Origin of the sequence: Escherichia sp. MOD1-EC6021, assembly GCF_002965245.1 — a bacterium.
GTDB classification, from domain to species: Bacteria; Pseudomonadota; Gammaproteobacteria; order Enterobacterales; family Enterobacteriaceae; genus Escherichia; species Escherichia coli_F.
This window is the reverse complement of sequence record NZ_PTRU01000019.1, coordinates 51,388-71,770: the sequence shown is the minus strand read 5'-3', so window position 1 is coordinate 71,770 and position 20,383 is coordinate 51,388. Positions and strand designations below refer to the sequence as shown.

Sequence of the window (20,383 nt, the reverse complement as noted above, 5' to 3'; positions counted from 1 at the left end):
AACCAAAGCAGCAATAAATAATTTATAAGAATCATGATTAACATTTATAACCCAGTAAGCCTGGCGTGACAATTATCTTAATCAGATAATAATAATCCGAAAAGCACAGCACCTTTCGGATTATCAGGAATTACATTAAGTGAAAATTATTAAATTGATATCATTTATCATATCTGTGGATATAATGATAAACAATCAACATAGATTTTATTTTTGATTTATAGCATATCCCTCTAAGAATTTTTGCGATGCTTCAATATCCGGGGTAAAGACCCGATCCTGACTGACAAATGGCACGACTTGACGATAAGCGGTGAACATCGCTTTTGTTGATTTGCCTAACGCCAGCTGTGGATCGGCTTGCAAGCGCAAATCAATCGCCTGGGCAGAATGCATCAGTTCAATGCCATAAATGACATTCAAATTATCAACAACCTGTTTCAATCTTCTCGCCGCGTGGTCGTTATTGGCACCCGTATCTTCAATGCCTCCGGCTACCGGTTGAATATCGAAAGAAACCGGGTTAGCGAGATCGACATTTTCCGCATGCAGCGCAACAAACGGGATATGTAATGAACCGAAGCCATGACCTTTATTACCTGCTGCCGACAGGAAGCGTGACAAACCGGTAAAGTGATCATCTTCAAGATGCAGCGAGCGGCGCATACTGTTATGTGAAACATGCACTAACGCCACGGTCAGACGCTGGGTGGCAAGCGCAACCGGTAACGATTCGAAATTCGCCGTCGGGAAGATCCCACCGCTGATTGCCCCATCTTTAACAAAATATTGCGCGACCTGACTGGAGTCCTGATACGCTTTGTCTGCATTCAGCACGGTTGCCGGGTTGTCATCGGAACTGTTGATCTGCACGGTAATGGTATCTTCAGCATCGCGCAACGCGCGCATTGCCTCAGAAATGGTATACACCGTCGTTCTGAACGATAACGGATCCTGCAATGCACGTTTGTCATCCTTATGCCATAAATAAGAACCACTTAACGCATCGCGAATCTCTTTAGCGGAATCAGCCAACTGCGGGAAAGGACGCACGGCGATCGACTGCGGCAGTACCGGCGCGACATTGCCATTCAACGCTTCGAGGCTCATGGCGAAAACCACCGGACTGACATTCAGCACCTGGCGTGCCGACCGTACCGCTTCAATTGCATATGCTGTTCCGACACTGTTGTTCGACAAAATCGCCAGCATATCTTTACCCTGCGGGACCAGTGGTTTAAGCCCCACTTTCACCAGCGCATCGCCACCACTCATTTCCACGCCATTAACCCGCGCTTTCCACTCGCCCATCATCACCAGACCAACGTGTGAAGCGAGCATAATATCCGCTGCGCCGATACTTCCCCGCGCCGGAATTAACGGCGTAACGCCTCGATTAATAAACTCGGCATACAACTCGGCAATATAAGGCTGCGCGCCGGTTTGCCCATGCAACATAGTATTTAAACGTAACACCATTGAGAGACGGGCAAGATAATCCGGCAACATCGGACCGACGCCCGCAGAATGGGCGCGCAGCGCGGCAGCATTAAATTTTTTCGATGCGTCAATCACCTCAGGCGTTAAATTTCCTTTGGCATCAAATATGGGCTGATCTTTATTTAGCCCCACGCCCACGGTTAAGCCATAAACAGGCGTACCTGAATGCGCGGCAGTCATCACCAGATCATAACTTTTTTCCATGCGCTCCATGGCGTTCGACGCGATTTTGACGCCGTTATCACCTAATGCAATTGACCAGGCCTGGTCAATAGAGAGATGTTCGCCATCCAGCGTAATGGTTGATTTTGCCATCGCGATGGAGCAAACGCTCCAGAGCACAACGGTGACAGTGACTCTGCGTATCAATCCTTTCATTGTGTTTCCTTATTTTGATGAGTTTAACAACGGATTACTGCAACAACCTCTTAATTTGTTTTATCTGTTTTTCCTCGACGGACAATAGTGGCAGCCAGGCGAGCGGCAACCTTCGCGGTCAAATTATCGCGGTCCAAATCTGGGTTCAGTTCGGCAATATCCGCAGCAATCAACTTCTCGCTACCGGCAATTAAATTCACAATAGCCTCAGCAATATTTAATGGCACGCCTAACGGCGAAGGCGCAGAAACGCCAGGAGCCTGATAACCCGGTAAGACATCAAGACAAATCGTTAAATAAATGGCGTCACACGCCTGAATATCTGCCGAGAGCGCATTAACAATCTCATGCAAACCACGTTCAAATTGCAGAGATTCATCCAGCCAATAACGCACACCAGGACAATCAGCACGATCAAATAACGCCTGAGTGTTGGCATAACGGCTTATTCCCAGCACGCGATAATGAAACGGTTTGCCATGCTGCGCATTCCACTCCTGCATCTGCCGAAACGGCGTACCCGAATTGGCCTTTTCCGCCATCCGCAAATCAAAATGCGCGTCAAGGTTGACTATCAGCAGTCGCCGAATATCCGGACGCGACTGCATAATCCCCTGAAATGTTCCCCATGCCACTTCATGACCGCCGCCCAGAACGACCGGCAAACTGCCGCGCGCAATTGCCATAGCCACGTTTTCCGCCAGACGGTTTTGTGCGGGTTCCAGCGCGTGGTCTTCGCTTTGCACGTCACCCATGTCAAAAATAGCGCCTTCATGGAGCACTGGCATATTGCCCAACATGCTGCGTAATGCGCCCGGTCCGCCTGCTGCGCCCGCTCGCCCACCGTTACGTTGCACCCCGTCATCGACGGCAAAACCAATCAGCGTACTGCCTCCATGACTTTGTTCGGTAAACGGTTTTACATGCTGATGCCAGCGGGTGCTGACGCCAGTTTCCTGCGAGTCAACACGTCCACTCCATGCCATAAATGTTTGCTTCATTACCAACTCCTTTTTCCGCCGACAATCAGCCCCAGACAAGGCTGATGTCCAAACCAGTAAGCCAGCTCACGCGGATGATTAAGATCCCAAACAGCCATATCCGCCCGTAGTCCCGGCGCAAGTTCACCCCGATCAACAAGTCCAAGCGCTTTTGCCGCATGACGTGTAACGCCCTGAACGGCTTCCAGCGGGGTCATGTGAAACAGCGTACAGGCCATATTGATCATCAACTGCAATGACATGTTGGGAGACGTTCCGGGGTTATGATCCGTGGAGATGGCAATCGGCACACCTGCGGCCCGCAGAGCGACAATCGGCGGCAGATGGGTTTCGCGCAGGAAGTAATAAGCACCGGGAAGCAAAACCGCCACTGTTCCAGCCGCTTTCATGGCGGCGATCCCCGACTCGCTCAGGTACTCCAGATGATCGCAGGAGAGTGCAGAAAACGCCGCTGCCAGCGCCGCGCCTTGCTGGTCAGAAAGCTGTTCGGCATGCAGTTTTACAGGTAATCCATAGCTTTGCGCTTTACTGAAAACGCGCCGTACCTGCTCTGGAGTAAAGGCGATGTTTTCACAAAAAGCATCAACTGCATCAATCAGCCCCTGTTCATGCAACACGCACATCCAGTCGCAAAGCGCCGTAATGTAATCATCACTGCGCCCGGCAAACTCTGGCGGCAGGCTGTGCGCCCCGAGAAACGTAGACTGAATATGTAACCCGGTAGATTGCTGCAAGCGGCGGATCACGCGTAAACAACGCGCTTCATCTTCCAGCGTTAAGCCATAACCCGATTTGATTTCAAGCGTACTGACGCCTTCACGTTGCCAGTTTCGCAGTCGCTGCGCCGCCAGTTCAAACAGCTGTGTTTCGCTGGCTGCCCGCGTGGCATTAACCGTAGATAAGATCCCGCCGCCCGCTCTGGCGATATCTTCATAAGCCACGCCTTGCAACCGCATCTCAAACTCGTTCGCCCTCTGGCCGCCATACACCAGATGTGTATGACAATCTACCAGACCGGGTGTCAGCAACTTACCCTGTAGATCGTGTTCTTCTGTAATATCAGCCGTCAGTTCACGGGGGATCTGCGTGGCCTTCCCAAGCCAGACAATCGAGTCACCGCGGCTGATTAATGCACCGTTTTCAATCACCCCCCAATCATTAGCCGAAAGCGTCGTCAGGGTGGTATTTCGCCAGAGCGTAAATGCACTCATAAGGATTTTTCCCCTCGTAGATAATAAATCCACCAACCCGCCAGCTCGCCGACGGAGACTTTTTGCTGTGGTACGAAACGCCAGGAGTTGCCATCAGGCGCAAACCGCCATAACAACGTATTCGCCGTTACAAACACCCTGTTCTCGCCGCTTATCCACTCCCCTTCACACAGCGTGAACAGCCCCGCTTGCGCATGCGCCGGAGGGAGCCAGTCAATGACGCTTTGCACACGACGCATCCCCGCATCGCCTTCCCGCGCCATAATATTCAGATCGCGAACCCCGCCGCCCAGCAGCTGACAATCAGGCATTGCTTCTCCAGGGAAAATTAAGGCGGGATCGTGACGTTGCAGGTTGATGATCGAATCGGCAAACGTTAGCTTCACCCCTTCCCCGTCGAGGATCGCGAGGCCACGAACCACGCCAGGCCACGCTGAAAAAGGGCCATCCTGACTGACATTCGCCATACTGATGCGCAACAACCAGTTTTCATCATCGGGCCAGGCAAGCAGCTGTCGGGTAAACCCCCCGCCGTTGCGCCACGGTTGCAGCGGCTTATCCATTGCAGAAATCAGCATCGGTTCCATATTAAGACTCGGGATAAATCGTATAAGCAGGAACGCAGGTGGTGCGTTTGGCCCACGGGTAATAGATAACGGCGGTAATTAACAAGCCGACAATCCAGGAGATATCCGCCCCATCCATCAGGACAGAAATGGGTCCCTGATACAGTTTTTGATTCAGGAAGGGGATCTGCACCAACACGCCTACGCCATAGCACGTCAAAGCGGTTTTGTTATACGCGCCATAACGCCCTTCCGGGGTATAAAGCGCTGGAATATCGGTTTTACCTTGTGAGATGAAGTAATAATCGATGAGATTAATGGCACTCCACGGAACAAATACCGTCAACAGTAGCAGAACGAAGTTTTTGAAATTATTCAAAAAATCTGCGCTTGCCGCCAGCGCGACGACCATCGACAACAGCACGAACCCTACAACGTAGGCAGCACGAACACGCTGTGAAACCTGACTGCGATCATTAAAGGCGCTGACGGTCGCCAGAATCGACATAAAGCCACCGTAGGCATTCAAACAGTTCACCGTCAGTTTGCCGCAAACAATCACCATATAAATCAGAATGGCGAAGGTGGGTCCGGCTAACTCGCCCATAAAACCAACCTGATCCTTCAGGAAGTTAGCACCACAGGCCGCAACAAGTACGCCAAACGTCATGGCACATTGCGCACCAAGCGTGGTTCCCAGAAAGGTGGCAAAGAAGATTGATTTTGCTGGCGTATCAGAGGGTAAATAGCGGGAATAATCAGAGGCGTAAGGGGCAAACGTTAATTGCCATCCGGCAGAGAGAGCAATCGTTAATAAAAAGACCGACAGACTAAATGGCTTTTGACCAAATGCCGCAGCCACATCGTAGTGACCGCTAAGTTGAGTGGCCAGGTAAATAAACCCCAGAATACTTAATATCCCTGCAACACGGCCAACGACGTGAATTAGTTTATAACCGACCAATGCGATCATCGCGGTCAGCATGCCGAAAATAATAATTCCGGTCGATGCCGATTCGAAACCAAATATCCGGTTAATCGCCTGACCGGATAATACTGTACCCGTCGCGGCAAATCCAAGGTACATAATAATCACCATCAGTAACGGTAGCGCCGCTCCTTTAACGCCAAAGCGGATACGACTGGAGATCATCTGGGGTAATCCCAGCTTTGCCCCCTGCGACGAGTGCAATGCCATTACTGCACCACCAATAATATTACCGATTAATAAACCAATTATTGCTGACATAGCTTCGGAGCCAAAAATAATCGCTAACGCGCCGTCCACCACTGCGGTAATTTGTAAGTTAGCACTTAGCCATAAAGTAAACTGACTAGATGGCGCGCCGTGGCGAGCAGACTCAGGAACGGCGTTAATCGTATTTGATTCTAATACTGGCTTTTTACTGCGGATAGGGCTGCTTGATTCCATGAAAAAGTCTCCTGCAAAATGAGAGGTCATTTTTTGAAACAGCAATAGAGGGTCGGGAGATATTTCTCTCGACGATGTAAAAATATTTTTTGATAATTATTGTTATACAGGCGAATTATTCTCCGCCTGTATTAGCGCAAATATTAAATGACGGCGTTAATATTTAGCGAATCATCGGTAATTTCAGACCATAGTTTTTGGCACATTCAATTGCCGCTTCATAACCCGCATCCGCATGACGCATAACCCCGGACGCACAGTCATTCACCAGCACACGCGCCAGACGTTTTTCGGCTTCTTCGCTACCATCGGCAACAATAACCATCCCGGCGTGTTGTGAATACCCCATCCCGACGCCGCCGCCATGATGCAGGGATACCCACGTTGCTCCCCCTGCAGTGTTGAGCAAACCGTTGAGCAACGGCCAGTCAGAAACCGCATCACTGCCATCAAGCATGCTTTCGGTTTCGCGGTTCGGGCTGGCGACAGAACCGGTATCAAGATGATCGCGCCCAATCACAATCGGTGCTTTTAGTTCACCGTTGCGCACCATTTCGTTGAATGCCAGCCCCGCCAGGTGACGCTCACCAAGCCCCAGCCAGCAAATACGTGAAGGAAGTCCCTGGAAGGCAATGCGCTCGCGCGCCATATCCAGCCAGCGATGCGTCAGTACGTTATTGGGGAACAACTCTTTAATTTTGGCATCGGTTTTATAGATATCTTCCGGGTCGCCAGACAGCGCCACCCAACGGAATGGACCTTTGCCTTCACAAAACATTGGACGAATATAAGCCGGAACAAAGCCCGGGAAATCAAAGGCATTTTGCAGACCTTCGTTGAAGGCCACCTGGCGGATGTTGTTGCCATAATCGACAACCGGGATCCCCATCGCCTGGAAGTCCAGCATCCCCTGAACATGTGCGACGCAGCTCTGTGCCGCTTCTTTTTGCAATCTGGCGTGTTGCTGTGGATCCTGCTGTGCAGCGCGCCATTGTTCTACGCTCCAGCCCATCGGTAGGTAGCCATAAACCAGATCGTGAGCGGAAGTCTGGTCGGTTACCAGATCCGGCTTAATCGCCCCCTGATGCGCACGTTTCACCAGCTCAGGAACAATTTCCGCCGCATTGCCCAACAGCGCGATTGAAACAGCGTCTTTGCGCTCGGTATGGTATTTAATCAGCGCCAGTGCATCATCAAGATCTTTCGCTTGTTTATCGACATAACGGGTACGCAGTCGGAAGTCGATGCTACTTTGCTGGCACTCGATATTTAATGAGCACGCCCCCGCCAGAGTCGCCGCCAGCGGTTGTGCGCCACCCATACCACCGAGCCCCGCGGTCAGGATCCATTTTCCACTCAGCGAATTGTTGTAGTGCTGACGACCCGCTTCAACAAAGGTTTCGAACGTTCCCTGCACAATGCCCTGACTACCGATGTAGATCCACGAGCCAGCGGTCATCTGGCCGTACATGAACAGACCTTTACGATCCAGTTCATTGAAATGATCCCAGTTGGCCCATTGCGGTACCAGGTTAGAGTTGGCAATCAATACGCGCGGCGCATCGGTATGCGTTTTAAACACGCCTACGGGTTTACCGGACTGAACCAGCAGTGACTCATCAGCTTCCAGATTTTTCAGTGATTCAAGGATCTTGTCAAAACACTCCCAGTTACGTGCCGCACGACCAATACCACCATACACCACCAGATGCTGTGGATTTTCGGCAACGTCGGGATCAAGGTTGTTCTGCAACATCCGGTAGGCTGCTTCAATTTGCCAGTTTTTGCAGTGCAGCTGCGTACCGTGTGGCGCATGGATTACACGGCTGGTATCAATACGCGGGTCTGAAGGCTTACTCATGAATCTTCTCCTGTTACTTGATAAAATTAAACGCTGTAATCGGTCAGAAAAAACGAACGAATGAATATAGAAACGGTTTCTATAATTCCCGTTTATCATTTTGTATTATTAATTCATTTAGTGAATATTGTTTGTCTTGGTATATTAAATTCAAAACCACCAACGCGTTGTATGCGAATTCAATATGCTTAATTTAACTTGTCGAAAAAGTGATATTGTTGGCAAAATATTTTCTAATTTGAACATATGAATATGATGAGATTGCAAGATGTCAGTAATTTAATTATCTAAGAAATGCGTTAATAACGACCAGATATTAGCGTAACAACAGGTGTTCCGACACCACACAGTGCGCATAACACAATGATATTTAAAATAAGATCTTCATTATTCGTCATAAAGACATGTTTTATTATCATTAATAATCCATTTGTTTTCATCCCACTTTTGATAATTAAAAAACGGCAACAATGGCTAGTTACCCGACGTAAAAATAGGCGTAAAAATAAATCTTAAAATATATCCACTGGAAATTATCATTTTTCATATTTTACAATCTGGCGTCGATAACTTACCCCTTTTATAACACCCCCGTTTGTTAATAGTCTTTTTTATCTTGTATTGATCGTCATTGCTGCATACACTACGCGCGTTTTCTTTCCCTTTTGCTGGCTGCTGACCGGAAAGACAAAATTACCCTCGCAATACAGGGGGTTGATTAACGTCTATATTTCAGGACAGCGTTATGCATCATCTTTCAAGGCTTGATAAAGCCTTTCTGCGCAAAGGGATCCAACTTTCCCGCGCCAACAATATTGTTTCATTATGTCGTCCATCAGGAGCCAGTGCCCGCGTACTGCTGCCGGACGAACTGCCGCTGGAAGAAAAAGCAGTGACACAACTGCTTGATTTTGCAGAAGTGAAGATACCAGGCCATCCAGGTTACGTACGCCAGACGTGCGCGACGCCAGATTTTCATCCCGGCAATGGCGTCCCCGTTGGCGCGGTGGTGGCCTCAACGCCGGATTTAGTCATTCCCGCCGCCATCGGCACCGATATTTCTTGTGGCATGCGGCTGCTGACGACCGGATTAACCCTTGAGCAAGCCGAAGCGAATAAAGAAATAATCACTCAGCGGTTAACACAAGTGTTACTGCAGAATGAGCGCGATGTTCCGTTATCCGCACGAGCGTTCACCGCGCTTTTTGATGGCGGACCGGCAGATTGCATGTCGGCCTTGCCATCAGCAGGTCTCTGGACACGTACAAATATCCCCCGGATGACGCAAGAGATTGACCGCTGCATTGGGCTTAACGAGCATAACAGTCATTCGCGTTATGCCCCACCTGCCCTGCTGGCAACGGACCGCGCATTACTCCGCGATCCTTGTCTTGGTACGCCGGGTTCAGGTAATCATTTTATTGAACTTCAGGTCGTTGATAGCGTGGTTGATCGCCATGTAGCCTGGCAACAAGGGCTGAAAACAGGCGATATTGTGGTGATGATCCACAGTGGATCGCGAGATGTTGGCTTTTACGTCGGAAGACGCTGGATGGATCGCGCCCGTGCTGAATGGCCCACCGGACATAAACATCCACAAAGCGGGTTATATGGTCTGGCAGGCGGACTGGCGGAGGAATATCTACAAGCGATAGGAATGGCGGCGCGTTACGCGTGGTTAAATCGCGTGACAATTGCCGAAATGGTGCGCGTATGTCTTGCCAATCTCTTTCATCAGGACAATTCGCATCTGGTGGTGGATGTGCCACATAACATCATCCTTCGCGAGCATGAAATGAATATTCATCGCAAAGGCGCAACACCGGCACGAGTGGGCAATCTGGCGTTAATCCCCGGTTCAATGGGCGATTATTCGTGGCTTGCGGTTGGTTGCGGCAACCCGGAGTGGCTGTGGTCATGCAGTCACGGAGCAGGACGCAGCCAGCGTCGGCAGGCCATGCGCTCACGCGCGACTGAAGAGTCAACGCTGCCGTGGCAATGCGTCACATTGCGCGAAGAACGACGTCTTGAAGAAGCGCCAGCGGCTTATAAAGATATTGGTCCGGTTATCGAAGCCCAACAAGAAGCCGGATTAATTCAGCCTGCGGTCAGATTTCGACCGTGGTTAACGTTTAAGGCATAAAAAAGGCCATCATACGATGGCCAACCATGTCGAAACCGACAGCCCTTCGCCATTCCTGTAGAGGGAAGCGGCGAGGGCTATTTCTTATTACAGATATTTATTTCAGAACAGTTTTCAGTGCTTCACCGATATCCGCCAGGCTGCGAACGGTTTTCACGCCTGCGGCTTCCAGAGCAGCGAATTTCTCATCCGCAGTCCCTTTCCCACCGGCAATGATGGCACCCGCGTGGCCCATACGTTTGCCTTTCGGCGCAGTTACACCAGCGATGTAACCTACAACTGGCTTGGTAACGTGCTCTTTGATGTACGCAGCCGCTTCTTCTTCAGCGCTACCGCCGATCTCACCGATCATCACGATCGCTTCGGTCTGCGGATCTTTTTCGAACATTTCGAGGATGTCGATAAAGTTAGAGCCAGGGATCGGGTCGCCGCCGATACCGACACAGGTCGACTGACCGAAACCGTAATCCGTGGTCTGTTTAACCGCTTCATAGGTGAGTGTACCGGAACGGGAAACGATACCCACTTTACCCGGTTTGTGAATGTGACCCGGCTGGATACCGATTTTGCATTCACCCGGAGTGATAACGCCCGGGCAGTTCGGGCCGATCATACGAACGCCTGCTTCATCCAGTTTCACTTTCACGGTCAGCATATCCAGCGTCGGGATGCCTTCAGTGATGGTGATAATCAGTTTGATACCTGCGTCGATGGCTTCCAGAATGGAGTCTTTGCAGAACGGAGCCGGTACGTAGATAACAGAAGCGGTAGCGCCAGTGGCAGCAACGGCTTCACGCACGGTGTTGAACACCGGCAGACCGAGGTGGGTAGTACCGCCTTTACCTGGGGTTACGCCGCCAACCATTTTAGTGCCGTATGCAATGGCCTGTTCAGAGTGGAAAGTCCCCTGGCTACCAGTAAAGCCCTGGCAGATAACCTTGGTGTTTTTATCAATTAAAATGGACATTATTTCCCCTCCACTGCGGCAACAACCTGCTGAGCTGCATCCGTCAGACCTTTTGCTGCAATAATATTCAGGCCGCTGTCAGCCAGTTTCTTCGCGCCGAGTTCGGCGTTGTTACCTTCCAGACGTACCACGACCGGTACGTTAACACCCACTTCCGCTACCGCGCCGATGATACCGTCAGCGATCAGGTCGCAACGAACGATACCACCGAAGATGTTAACCAGAACGGCTTTCACTTTGTCGTCAGAGAGGATGATTTTGAACGCTTCGGTTACACGTTCTTTGGTTGCGCCACCGCCAACGTCCAGGAAGTTAGCTGGTTCGCCACCGTGCAGTTTAACGATGTCCATGGTACCCATCGCCAGACCTGCGCCGTTAACCATACAACCGATGTTACCGTCCAGCGCAACGTAGTTCAGTTCCCACTGTGCAGCCTGTGCTTCACGTGGATCTTCCTGCGACTGGTCGCGCATTTCGCGCAGATCAGGCTGGCGGAACAGTGCGTTGCCATCAGCACCCAGTTTACCGTCGAGGCAGATCAGATCGCCCTGTTTGGTGATGACCAGCGGGTTGATTTCGATCAACGCCAGGTCGCGCTCCAGGAAAATGGTCGCCAGGCCCATGAAGATTTTGGTGAACTGCTGAACCAGTTTACCTTCCAGACCCAGTTTGAACGCCAGCTCGCGTCCCTGATACGGCATCGGGCCAGTCAGCGGATCAAGCGCAACTTTGTGGATCAGGTGCGGAGTTTCTTCCGCCACTTTTTCGATTTCCACGCCGCCTTCGGTGGAGGCCATAAAGACCACGCGACGGGAACTACGGTCTACAACGGCACCAAGATACAGCTCTTTAGCGATATCGGTCGCTGCTTCAACCAGAATCTGGTTAACCGGTTGGCCATTAGCATCTGTTTGATACGTTACCAGACGCTTGCCCAGCCAGTTTTCTGCAAAAGCACGGATGTCTTCTTTGCTGTTTACAACTTTCACACCGCCCGCTTTACCGCGGCCACCAGCGTGAACCTGACATTTCACTACCCACGGACCGGCACCGATTTTTGAAGCGGCTTCTTCTGCTTCGCGCGGAGTAGTACAGGCATAACCCACCGGTGCTGGTAAGCCATAGCGGGCAAACAGTTGTTTTGCCTGATATTCATGTAAGTTCATGTGTTCTGTCCATCCTTCAGTAATCGTTATCTTTTAAACCGTAGACCGAATATTTCGTATCGCTTCCGGGTATTGTCGGTCACCCGTAGGCCTGATAAGACGCGTCAGCGTCGCATCAGGCTTCAATTGCCGGAGAAAGCGATAATGCCTCATCCGGTCTACAGTGCAGGTGAAACTTAAACTACTACACGTCCAGCAGCAGACGCGTCGGATCTTCCAGCAACTCTTTGATCGTTACCAGGAAACCCACGGACTCGCGACCATCGATCAGACGGTGATCGTAGGACAGCGCCAGGTACATCATCGGCAGGATCTCAACCTGACCATTCACTGCCATCGGACGATCTTTGATAGCGTGCATACCCAGAATTGCGCTCTGCGGCGGGTTGATGATAGGCGTAGACATCAGGGAACCGAACACACCACCGTTGGTGATGGTAAAGTTACCACCGGTCAGATCTTCAACCGTCAGCTTGCCGTCACGGCCTTTAACTGCCAGCTCTTTAATTTTCTTCTCGATGTCTGCCATGCCGAGGGTATCGACATCACGCAGAACCGGCGTCACCAGGCCACGCGGCGTAGATACCGCCATGCTGACGTCGAAATAGTTGTGGTAAACCACATCATCGCCGTCGATAGAAGCATTCACTTCCGGGTAACGTTTCAGGGCTTCAACCACCGCTTTCACGTAGAAGGACATAAAGCCCAGACGGATGCCGTGACGTTTTTCAAACGCTTCACCATACTGCTTACGCAGATCCATAATCGGCTTCATGTTGACTTCATTGAACGTGGTCAGCATGGCGGTGGAGTTTTTCGCTTCCAGCAGACGCTCTGCCACACGCTTACGCAGGCGAGTCATCGGGACACGTTTTTCGCTACGTGCAGCCAGAGCCGGTTGCGCCGCGGGAGCCGCAGCTGCTGGTGCAGACTCTTTCGCCGGGGCTTTCGCCAGATGTTTTTCCACATCTTCACGGGTCAGACGACCACCTACACCGGTGCCTTTAATGGCGCTGGCATCAAGATTGTGTTCAGCCAAAAGGCGACGGATCGCCGGGCTTAACGCATCGTTGTTTTGCTCTTCCAGAGACGCTTGTTGGCGTTGTGCCGGAGTGGACGCTTTCTCTTCAGATTTGGCGCTGGTTTCTTTACCGGCGCTGTTGCCTTCACGCAGGCGACCAAGGATCTGACGAGACGTTACGGTTGTACCTTCATCTTCCAGAACCGCATCCAGAATGCCGTCTGCTGATGCCGGTACTTCCAGTACCACTTTGTCAGTTTCGATTTCTACCAGCACTTCATCACGTACGACTGCGTCGCCGGGTTTTTTATGCCAGGTTGCGACGGTGGCATCGGCTACGGATTCAGGCAGGTCAGGGACCAGAATATCTACGCTACTCATTGTGTATCCTTTATTTATTCGACGTTCAGCGCGTCATTAACCAGATCTTGTTGCTGTTTCTGGTGAACGGACATATACCCTACCGCCGGAGAGGCGGAGGCCGGGCGGCCTGCATAACGCAGAGAAGCCCCAAACGGAATCACTTCACGGAAATGATGCTGGCTGCAGTACCATGCGCCCTGGTTGAGCGGCTCTTCCTGGCACCAGACAAAATCCTTGACGTGAGCAAACTGCTGCAACACTTCCTGCATCGCTTTATGCGGGAACGGGTAGAGTTGCTCGATACGCACGATGGCGACATCGTGTTGATTGTTCTTACGACGTTGTTCCAGCAGGTCGTAATAAACCTTACCAGAACACATCACTACACGCTTAACGCCCTTCGGATCAAGCTCGTCGATTTCACCGATGGCTGGCAGGAAGGTGCCGTTCGCCAGTTCTTCGAGGCTGGAAACCGCCAGCGGATGACGCAGCAGGGATTTCGGCGACATCACCACCAGCGGACGACGCATCCCGCGCAGCGCCTGACGACGCAGCATATGGTAAACCTGTGCCGGGGTAGACGGTACGCACACCTGCATGTTTTGTTCAGCACAAAGTTGCAGATAACGTTCCAGACGCGCGGAGGAGTGCTCCGGCCCCTGCCCTTCATACCCGTGCGGCAGCAGCATTACCAGACCACACATCCGGCCCCATTTCTGTTCGCCAGAGGAGATGAACTGGTCGATAACCACCTGCGCACCGTTAGCGAAGTCACCAAACTGCGCTTCCCAGATGGTCAGCGTACGCGGCTCTGCGGTGGCATAACCGTATTCAAACGCCAGCACTGCTTCTTCAGACAGTACGGAGTCCCAGACGCGGAACGCGCCCTGACCATTATGGATATGTTGCAGCGGCGTGTAAGTGGAACCGTTGGACTGGTTGTGGATCACCGCATGGCGATGGAAGAAGGTACCGCGACCGGAGTCTTCACCCGACAGGCGGACCGGAATGCCTTCATCAACCAGCGTGGCGTAAGCGAGGTTTTCCGCGCCGCCCCAGTCGAACAGTTTCTCACCGGCAGCCATTGCCTGGCGATCGCCATAAATCTTGGCAACGCGAGACTGCATTTCAACCGCTTCCGGCACCGTACTGATACGTTTCGCCAGTTCCTGCAGGCGCTTCATCTCAACTTTGTTCGGGTACTCTTCGTCCCATTCGTGGTTGAGGTACGGCGACCAGGTGAAAGAGTGCATGTTCATCGGACGCCACTCTGCTACCACGCAATCGCCAGCATCCAGCGCATCGCGGTACAGGTTAACCATCTCGGTGGCATCTTCCAGCGTCGCGACTTTTTCCTGCTCCAGCTTGTCAGCGTAGATTTTGCGCGGCGTCGGATGTTTTTTGATTTTCTGATACATCAGCGGCTGAGTTGCACTCGGCTCGTCGGCTTCGTTGTGGCCGTGACGGCGGTAGCACACCAGGTCGATGAAGACATCACGTTTAAAGGTGTTACGGAAATCGAGCGCCAGACGGGTCACAAAGGCAACGGCTTCCGGATCATCCGCATTAACGTGGAAAATCGGTGCCTGTACCATCTTGCCGATATCAGTACAGTACGGCGTAGAACGGGCATCCAGCGGGTTAGAGGTAGTGAAACCGACCTGGTTGTTGATAACGATACGTACCGTACCGCCAACTTCATAACCACGCGCTTTCGACATGTTCAGGGTTTCCTGAACCACGCCCTGCCCGGTCACTGCGGCATCACCGTGGATGGTGATTGGCAGCACTTTGTTGCTGCTCGGCTCATCGAGTCTGTCCAGACGGGCGCGAACAGAACCGATAACTACCGGGCTTACAATCTCAAGGTGAGACGGGTTAAACGCCAGCGCCAGGTGAACCAGGCCGCCATCGGTCTGGAAGTCAGACGAGAAGCCCATGTGGTATTTCACGTCGCCCGTGCCGAGGTGTTCTTTATGTTTACCGGCAAATTCGTCGAACAAATCTTGCGGTTTTTTACCCAGCACGTTAACCAGCACGTTCAGACGACCACGGTGCGCCATCCCAAGAACCACTTCACGGGTGCCGCTGTTGCCAGCATGGCGGATCATCTCTTTAAGCATCGGGATTAACGCATCACCGCCTTCCAGCGAGAAGCGTTTTGCGCCAGGGAATTTTGCGCCGAGGTAACGTTCAAGGCCTTCAGCGGCGGTCAGTTCGCTTAAGAAGCGTTTTTTCTCTTCGCTATTGAAAGTCGCGCGACCAGACTCGATACGCTGTTGGATCCAGCGTTTTTCTTCGGTGCTGGTAATGTGCATGTACTCGGCACCAATCGGGCCGCAGTAGGTTTGCTTGAGGGCTTCCAGCAGCTCGCCGAGTTTCATGGTTTCTTTGCCGCTGGCAAATGAACCGACGTTGAAGGTCTCCTGGAAGTCTGCTTCGGTCAGATCGTGGAAAGACGGATCCAGATCGGCCACTTTATCTTGCTGCCACAGTCCCAGCGGATCGAGATTCGCATGCTGGTGACCGCGGAAGCGGTATGCGTTAATGAGCTGCAGGACTTTAACCTGCTTCACATTGGTGTCAGGGTCGGAGATCGTTGAAGAGTAACGTGAAGCGTCTTTCGCCAGGCGGCGGAAATATTCACGCGTTTGAGAGTGGAATTGATCCGGTTTGACTCCCGTACCAGGTAACTGCTGGAACGTCGAACGCCAGTTAGCGTCAACCGAGTCAGGATCGGTTAAGAAGTCTTCATAGAGCTGTTCTATCCAGCTCTGGTTTGCGCCAGAGAGGTAAGAAGAGTCCAACCAGGCTTTCAAAGCGCTGTTCTGCATCGTGATCCCTTAAGCATCTTTTTTATGCTTACTTCGCCGTGGATACTACCACGCACAGTGATGTGCGTGCCGGGGTTCACTTGCGAGCTCTTGTCTACGTAGTGGCTCGCGAAGGAACCTTTAAAAACTGTCTTAGTGTCAGGGGCAGTTTTTAAAGATTTCCTGCATTTCTTTTGTAGGCCGGATAACGCATTCACGCTGCATCCGGCGCTGTTTGCCTGATGCGACGCTTGCGCGTCTTATCAGGCCTACGATTCCTGCATTTCTTTTGTAGGCCGGATAACGCATTCACGCCGCATCCGGCCCTGGTTGCCTGATGCGACGCTTGCGCGTCTTATCAAGCCTACGATTTCTGCATTTCTTTTGTAGGCCGGATAAGGCGTTCACGCCGCATCCGGCACTGGTTGCCTGATGCGACGCTTGTGCGTCTTATCAGGCCTGGGTTTACGCATTACGCTGCAACAACATCGACTTGATATGGCCGATGGCGCGCGTCGGGTTCAGCCCCTTCGGACATACACTGACGCAGTTCATGATGCTGTGACAGCGGAATACGCTGAATGCATCGCTCAAACCGTCGAGGCGGCTGTCAGTCTCGGTATCACGGCTATCGATCAGGAAACGATATGCCGCTAACAAGCCTGCCGGGCCGATAAACTTATCGGGATTCCACCAGAAAGACGGACAAGAGGTTGAACAACATGCGCAGAGAATACATTCATACAGCCCGTCGATTTTTTCGCGCTGCTCTGGCATCTGTAAATGCTCACGAGCTGGCGGATTTTGTCCATTATTCAACAGGTAAGGCTTAATTTTCTCATATTGCGCATAGAATTGTCCCATGTCTACCACCAAATCGCGGATCACCGGTAAACCTGGCAGCGGGCGAATAACAATCTTCTTGCCCGGCTGGTTGAGTGCCGAAATCGGGGTAATACAGGCCAGACCATTCTTACCGTTCATGTTCAGACCGTCGGAACCGCACACACCTTCACGGCAGGAACGACGGAACGACAGGCTGGGATCTTTCTCTTTCAACTGGATAAGCGCATCCAGCAGCATCATGTCGCGACCTTCTTCCGCTTCCAGGGTGTAATCCTGCATACGCGGAGCATCATCAACATCCGGGTTATAGCGATAAATTGAAAACTCGAGTCTCATTTTCCTGTCTCCGCATTAGTAAGTACGAATCTTCGGCGGGAATGCCGGGCGCAGTTTCGGTTCCATGTTGACGCTTCGGCGCGTCATGGATTCCGACTCTGGCAGATACAGGGAGTGGCACAGCCAGTTTTCATCATCACGATCCGGGAAGTCGAAGCGGCTATGCGCGCCACGGCTTTCGGTACGGAAGTTGGCAGAAACAGCCGTTGCATACGCCGTTTCCATCAGGTTATCCAGTTCCAGGCATTCAACGCGCTGGGTGTTGAACTCGCTGGAAGTGTCATCCAGACGGGCATTTTTCAAACGCTCACGGATCACTTTCAACTGCTCAAGCCCTTTTGCCATCGCATCACCTTCACGGAAGACCGAGAAGTTATGCTGCATACATTCTTGCAGTGCTTTACGGATCGCCACCGGATCTTCACCGTTACGGTTGTTGTTCCAGCGATTCAGACGCTCCAGAGACGCTTCTACATCAGACTCGCTGGCATCGCGCAGTGCGCCCTGCTCGGCAATAGACTCTTGCAGATGCAGACCCGCTGCGCGACCAAAGACCACCAGGTCCAGCAGCGAGTTACCGCCCAGACGGTTAGCGCCGTGTACCGATACACAAGCAATTTCACCTACCGCGAACAGCCCCGGAACAACCACATCTTCGCCTTTCTCGTTCACCGTCAGCGCCTGACCGGTCACTTTGGTCGGAATACCGCCCATCATGTAGTGACAGGTTGGGATAACCGGAATCGGCTCTTTCACCGGATCGACGTGTGCGAAGGTACGGGAGAGTTCAAGGATACCCGGCAGACGGGATTCGAGAACTTCTTTACCCAGGTGGTCGAGTTTCAGTTTTGCATGTGGCCCCCACGGACCATCACAGCCGCGACCTTCACGGATTTCGATCATGATGGAACGCGCCACCACGTCACGGCCCGCCAGGTCTTTGGCGTTCGGCGCATAACGCTCCATAAAGCGTTCGCCATGTTTGTTCAGCAGATAACCGCCTTCACCACGGCAACCTTCGGTGACCAGTACGCCCGCACCTGCTATACCGGTCGGGTGGAACTGCCACATTTCCATATCCTGCACAGGTACACCTGCACGGATAGCCATACCGACGCCGTCGCCGGTGTTAATGTGGGCGTTGGTGGTGGACTGATAAATACGCCCTGCCCCGCCGGTTGCCAGCACAGTCGCACGGGCTTTGAAGTAAACCACTTCACCGGTTTCGATGCACAGTGCGGTACAACCAACTACCGCGCCATCCTGGTTCTTCACCAGATCCAGCGCATACCACTCGGAGAAAATGGTGGTGTGGTTTTTCAGGTTTTGCTGATAAAGCGTGTGCAACAGTGCGTGACCGGTACGGTCAGCTGCCGCCGCAGTACGTGCCGCTTGCTCGCCACCGAAGTTTTTCGACTGGCCGCCAAACGGACGTTGATAGATACGACCATCATCAAGACGCGAGAACGGTAGCCCCATGTGTTCCAGTTCCAGAATCGCTTCCGGCCCGGTTTTACACATATATTCAATCGCGTCCTGGTCACCGATATAGTCCGACCCTTTTACGGTGTCGTACATATGCCATTCCCAGTTATCTTCATGGGTATTACCCAGCGCAACGGTAATGCCGCCTTGCGCAGAAACGGTATGGGAACGGGTCGGGAAGACTTTGGAGAGCAGCGCACAGGTTTGGCCGCTCTGGGAAATTTGCAGCGCCGCGCGCATACCTGCGCCACCGGCACCAATCACAACTGCATCAAATTCTCTGACTGGCAATTTCATCACACACCCCACACCACAACGAATCCATAAATCACGTAAACCACCAGTGCAACGACAATCACCAGTTGCAGCATCAGGCGCAAGGCCAGTGGTTTAACGTAGTCGGTCAACACCTGCCACATGCCGATCCAGGCATGGATCAAGATAGAAAACAGCGCCAGCAGGGTGAACACTTTGGTGAACGCAGAGGCGAAGAAACCAATCCAGACTTCATATGTCAGCTCGCCACTGGTAGCGAAAAAACCGACCATATAAATGATGTAAAGCGTCAGGACGATAGCGGTAGCGCGAACGAGGATGAAATCATGTACGCCATTGCGTCCTAATGCGGAGGCGTTGCTTACCATACGAGGACTCCTGCGAGAAGTGAAAGCACGACAGTAATAACAAAGGAGATTTTGGCGGAGCGTTTACCCGCTTCGAATGTTTCTTCCAGATAGCCAAAATCCATCATCATGTGGCGAATACCTACGACGACGTGATATGCCAGAGCGGTAAGAATGCCCCACATGATAAATTTGACGAAGAAGCTGCCCATAATCGCGGAAGCTTGCTCGAAACCTTCAGGGGAAGAGAGGCTGGTACCCAGAAGCCACAGCAGGATGCCCACTGCAACAAAGGTGATCACTCCGGAAACGCGATGGAGAATGGACGCTATCGCCGTGACGGGGAACCGGATGGTCTGTAGGTCCAGATTAACAGGTCTTTGTTTTTTCACATTTCTTATCATGAATAACGCCCACATGCTGTTCTTATTATTCCCTGGGGACTACGGGCACAGAGGTTAACTTTCTGTTACCTGGAGACGTCGGGATTTCCTTCCTCCGGTCTGCTTGCGGGTCAGACAGCGTCCTTTCTATAACTGCGCGTCATGCAAAACACTGCTTCCAGATGCGAAAACGACACGTTACAACGCTGGGTGGCTCGGGATTGCAGGGTGTTCCGGAGACCTGGCGGCAGTATAGGCCGTTCACAAAATCATTACAATTAACCTACA

General features: G+C 52.0%; 15 protein-coding genes. 1 reads left to right on the top strand and 14 read right to left on the bottom strand.

All coding sequences use genetic code 11. From position 1 onward, the window contains the following. Positions 1 to 207 precede the first annotated feature (207 nt). The 6 genes from BEB54_RS19790 to hutU form a co-directional block, all read right to left on the bottom strand. Complete coding sequence (locus BEB54_RS19790; protein WP_170881811.1) at positions 208 to 1,878, bottom strand: HAL/PAL/TAL family ammonia-lyase; 1,671 nt, start codon at positions 1,876 to 1,878, stop codon at positions 208 to 210. A gap of 50 nt (positions 1,879 to 1,928) precedes the next feature. Continuing rightward, positions 1,929 to 2,879, bottom strand: coding sequence for a formimidoylglutamase (hutG, locus tag BEB54_RS19785; protein ID WP_032183695.1), 951 nt, complete (start codon positions 2,877 to 2,879; stop codon positions 1,929 to 1,931). After that, positions 2,879 to 4,090, bottom strand: coding sequence for an imidazolonepropionase (hutI, locus tag BEB54_RS19780; RefSeq protein WP_105277501.1), 1,212 nt, complete (start codon positions 4,088 to 4,090; stop codon positions 2,879 to 2,881). Before hutI ends, hutG begins: the two co-directional genes overlap by 1 nt. Next, entirely contained in the window at positions 4,087 to 4,677 is a 591-nt protein-coding gene (locus BEB54_RS19775; protein WP_032183692.1) for a HutD/Ves family protein, read from the bottom strand. Before BEB54_RS19775 ends, hutI begins: the two co-directional genes overlap by 4 nt. A gap of 1 nt (position 4,678) precedes the next feature. After that, positions 4,679 to 6,088: a cytosine permease gene (locus BEB54_RS19770; protein WP_088541583.1), complete on the bottom strand. Its 1,410-nt coding sequence runs from the start codon at positions 6,086 to 6,088 to the stop codon at positions 4,679 to 4,681. A 163-nt stretch (positions 6,089 to 6,251) separates the two neighbouring features. Continuing rightward, positions 6,252 to 7,949, bottom strand: coding sequence for a urocanate hydratase (hutU, locus tag BEB54_RS19765; protein ID WP_088541582.1), 1,698 nt, complete (start codon positions 7,947 to 7,949; stop codon positions 6,252 to 6,254). A gap of 745 nt (positions 7,950 to 8,694) precedes the next feature. Here hutU and BEB54_RS19760 point away from each other — a divergent pair. Continuing rightward, entirely contained in the window at positions 8,695 to 10,092 is a 1,398-nt protein-coding gene (locus tag BEB54_RS19760) for an RtcB family protein (RefSeq protein ID WP_105277500.1), read from the top strand. Between the two features lie 97 nt (positions 10,093 to 10,189). On the opposite strand, the gene sucD is transcribed toward BEB54_RS19760, so the two are convergent. The 8 genes from sucD to sdhC all read right to left on the bottom strand — a co-directional run bounded on the left by sucD (position 10,190) and on the right by sdhC (position 20,131). Then, on the bottom strand, positions 10,190 to 11,059 hold the full coding sequence (gene sucD / locus BEB54_RS19755) for a succinate--CoA ligase subunit alpha (protein WP_000025458.1): 870 nt from the start codon (positions 11,057 to 11,059) through the stop codon (positions 10,190 to 10,192). Then, positions 11,059 to 12,225: an ADP-forming succinate--CoA ligase subunit beta gene (gene sucC / locus BEB54_RS19750; protein WP_001048602.1), complete on the bottom strand. Its 1,167-nt coding sequence runs from the start codon at positions 12,223 to 12,225 to the stop codon at positions 11,059 to 11,061. Before sucC ends, sucD begins: the two co-directional genes overlap by 1 nt. A 184-nt stretch (positions 12,226 to 12,409) precedes the next feature. Continuing rightward, positions 12,410 to 13,627, bottom strand: a complete 1,218-nt coding sequence (gene odhB, locus BEB54_RS19745; RefSeq protein ID WP_000099823.1) for a 2-oxoglutarate dehydrogenase complex dihydrolipoyllysine-residue succinyltransferase — start codon at positions 13,625 to 13,627, stop codon at positions 12,410 to 12,412. 14 nt (positions 13,628 to 13,641) lie between these two features. Continuing rightward, positions 13,642 to 16,443 carry a 2-oxoglutarate dehydrogenase E1 component gene (gene sucA / locus BEB54_RS19740; RefSeq protein ID WP_001181473.1) on the bottom strand — a complete coding sequence of 934 codons (2,802 nt, stop codon included), beginning with the start codon at positions 16,441 to 16,443 and terminating at the stop codon, positions 13,642 to 13,644. A 444-nt stretch (positions 16,444 to 16,887) separates the two neighbouring features. Continuing rightward, a complete protein-coding gene (gene sdhB / locus BEB54_RS19735; RefSeq protein ID WP_001235259.1) occupies positions 16,888 to 17,604 on the bottom strand; it encodes a succinate dehydrogenase iron-sulfur subunit SdhB in 717 nt (238 codons plus the stop codon). Positions 17,605 to 17,619: 15 nt separating this feature from the next. Further along, complete coding sequence (gene sdhA / locus BEB54_RS19730) at positions 17,620 to 19,386, bottom strand: succinate dehydrogenase flavoprotein subunit (RefSeq protein WP_000775547.1); 1,767 nt, start codon at positions 19,384 to 19,386, stop codon at positions 17,620 to 17,622. Then, positions 19,386 to 19,733 (bottom strand): succinate dehydrogenase membrane anchor subunit, encoded by a 348-nt coding sequence (sdhD, locus tag BEB54_RS19725; protein WP_000254365.1) that lies wholly within the window; start codon positions 19,731 to 19,733, stop codon positions 19,386 to 19,388. The genes sdhA and sdhD overlap by 1 nt, the downstream gene beginning before the upstream one ends. Beyond that, positions 19,727 to 20,131 carry a succinate dehydrogenase cytochrome b556 subunit gene (sdhC, locus tag BEB54_RS19720; RefSeq protein WP_000263355.1) on the bottom strand — a complete coding sequence of 135 codons (405 nt, stop codon included), beginning with the start codon at positions 20,129 to 20,131 and terminating at the stop codon, positions 19,727 to 19,729. Before sdhC ends, sdhD begins: the two co-directional genes overlap by 7 nt. Positions 20,132 to 20,383: the final 252 nt, after the last annotated feature.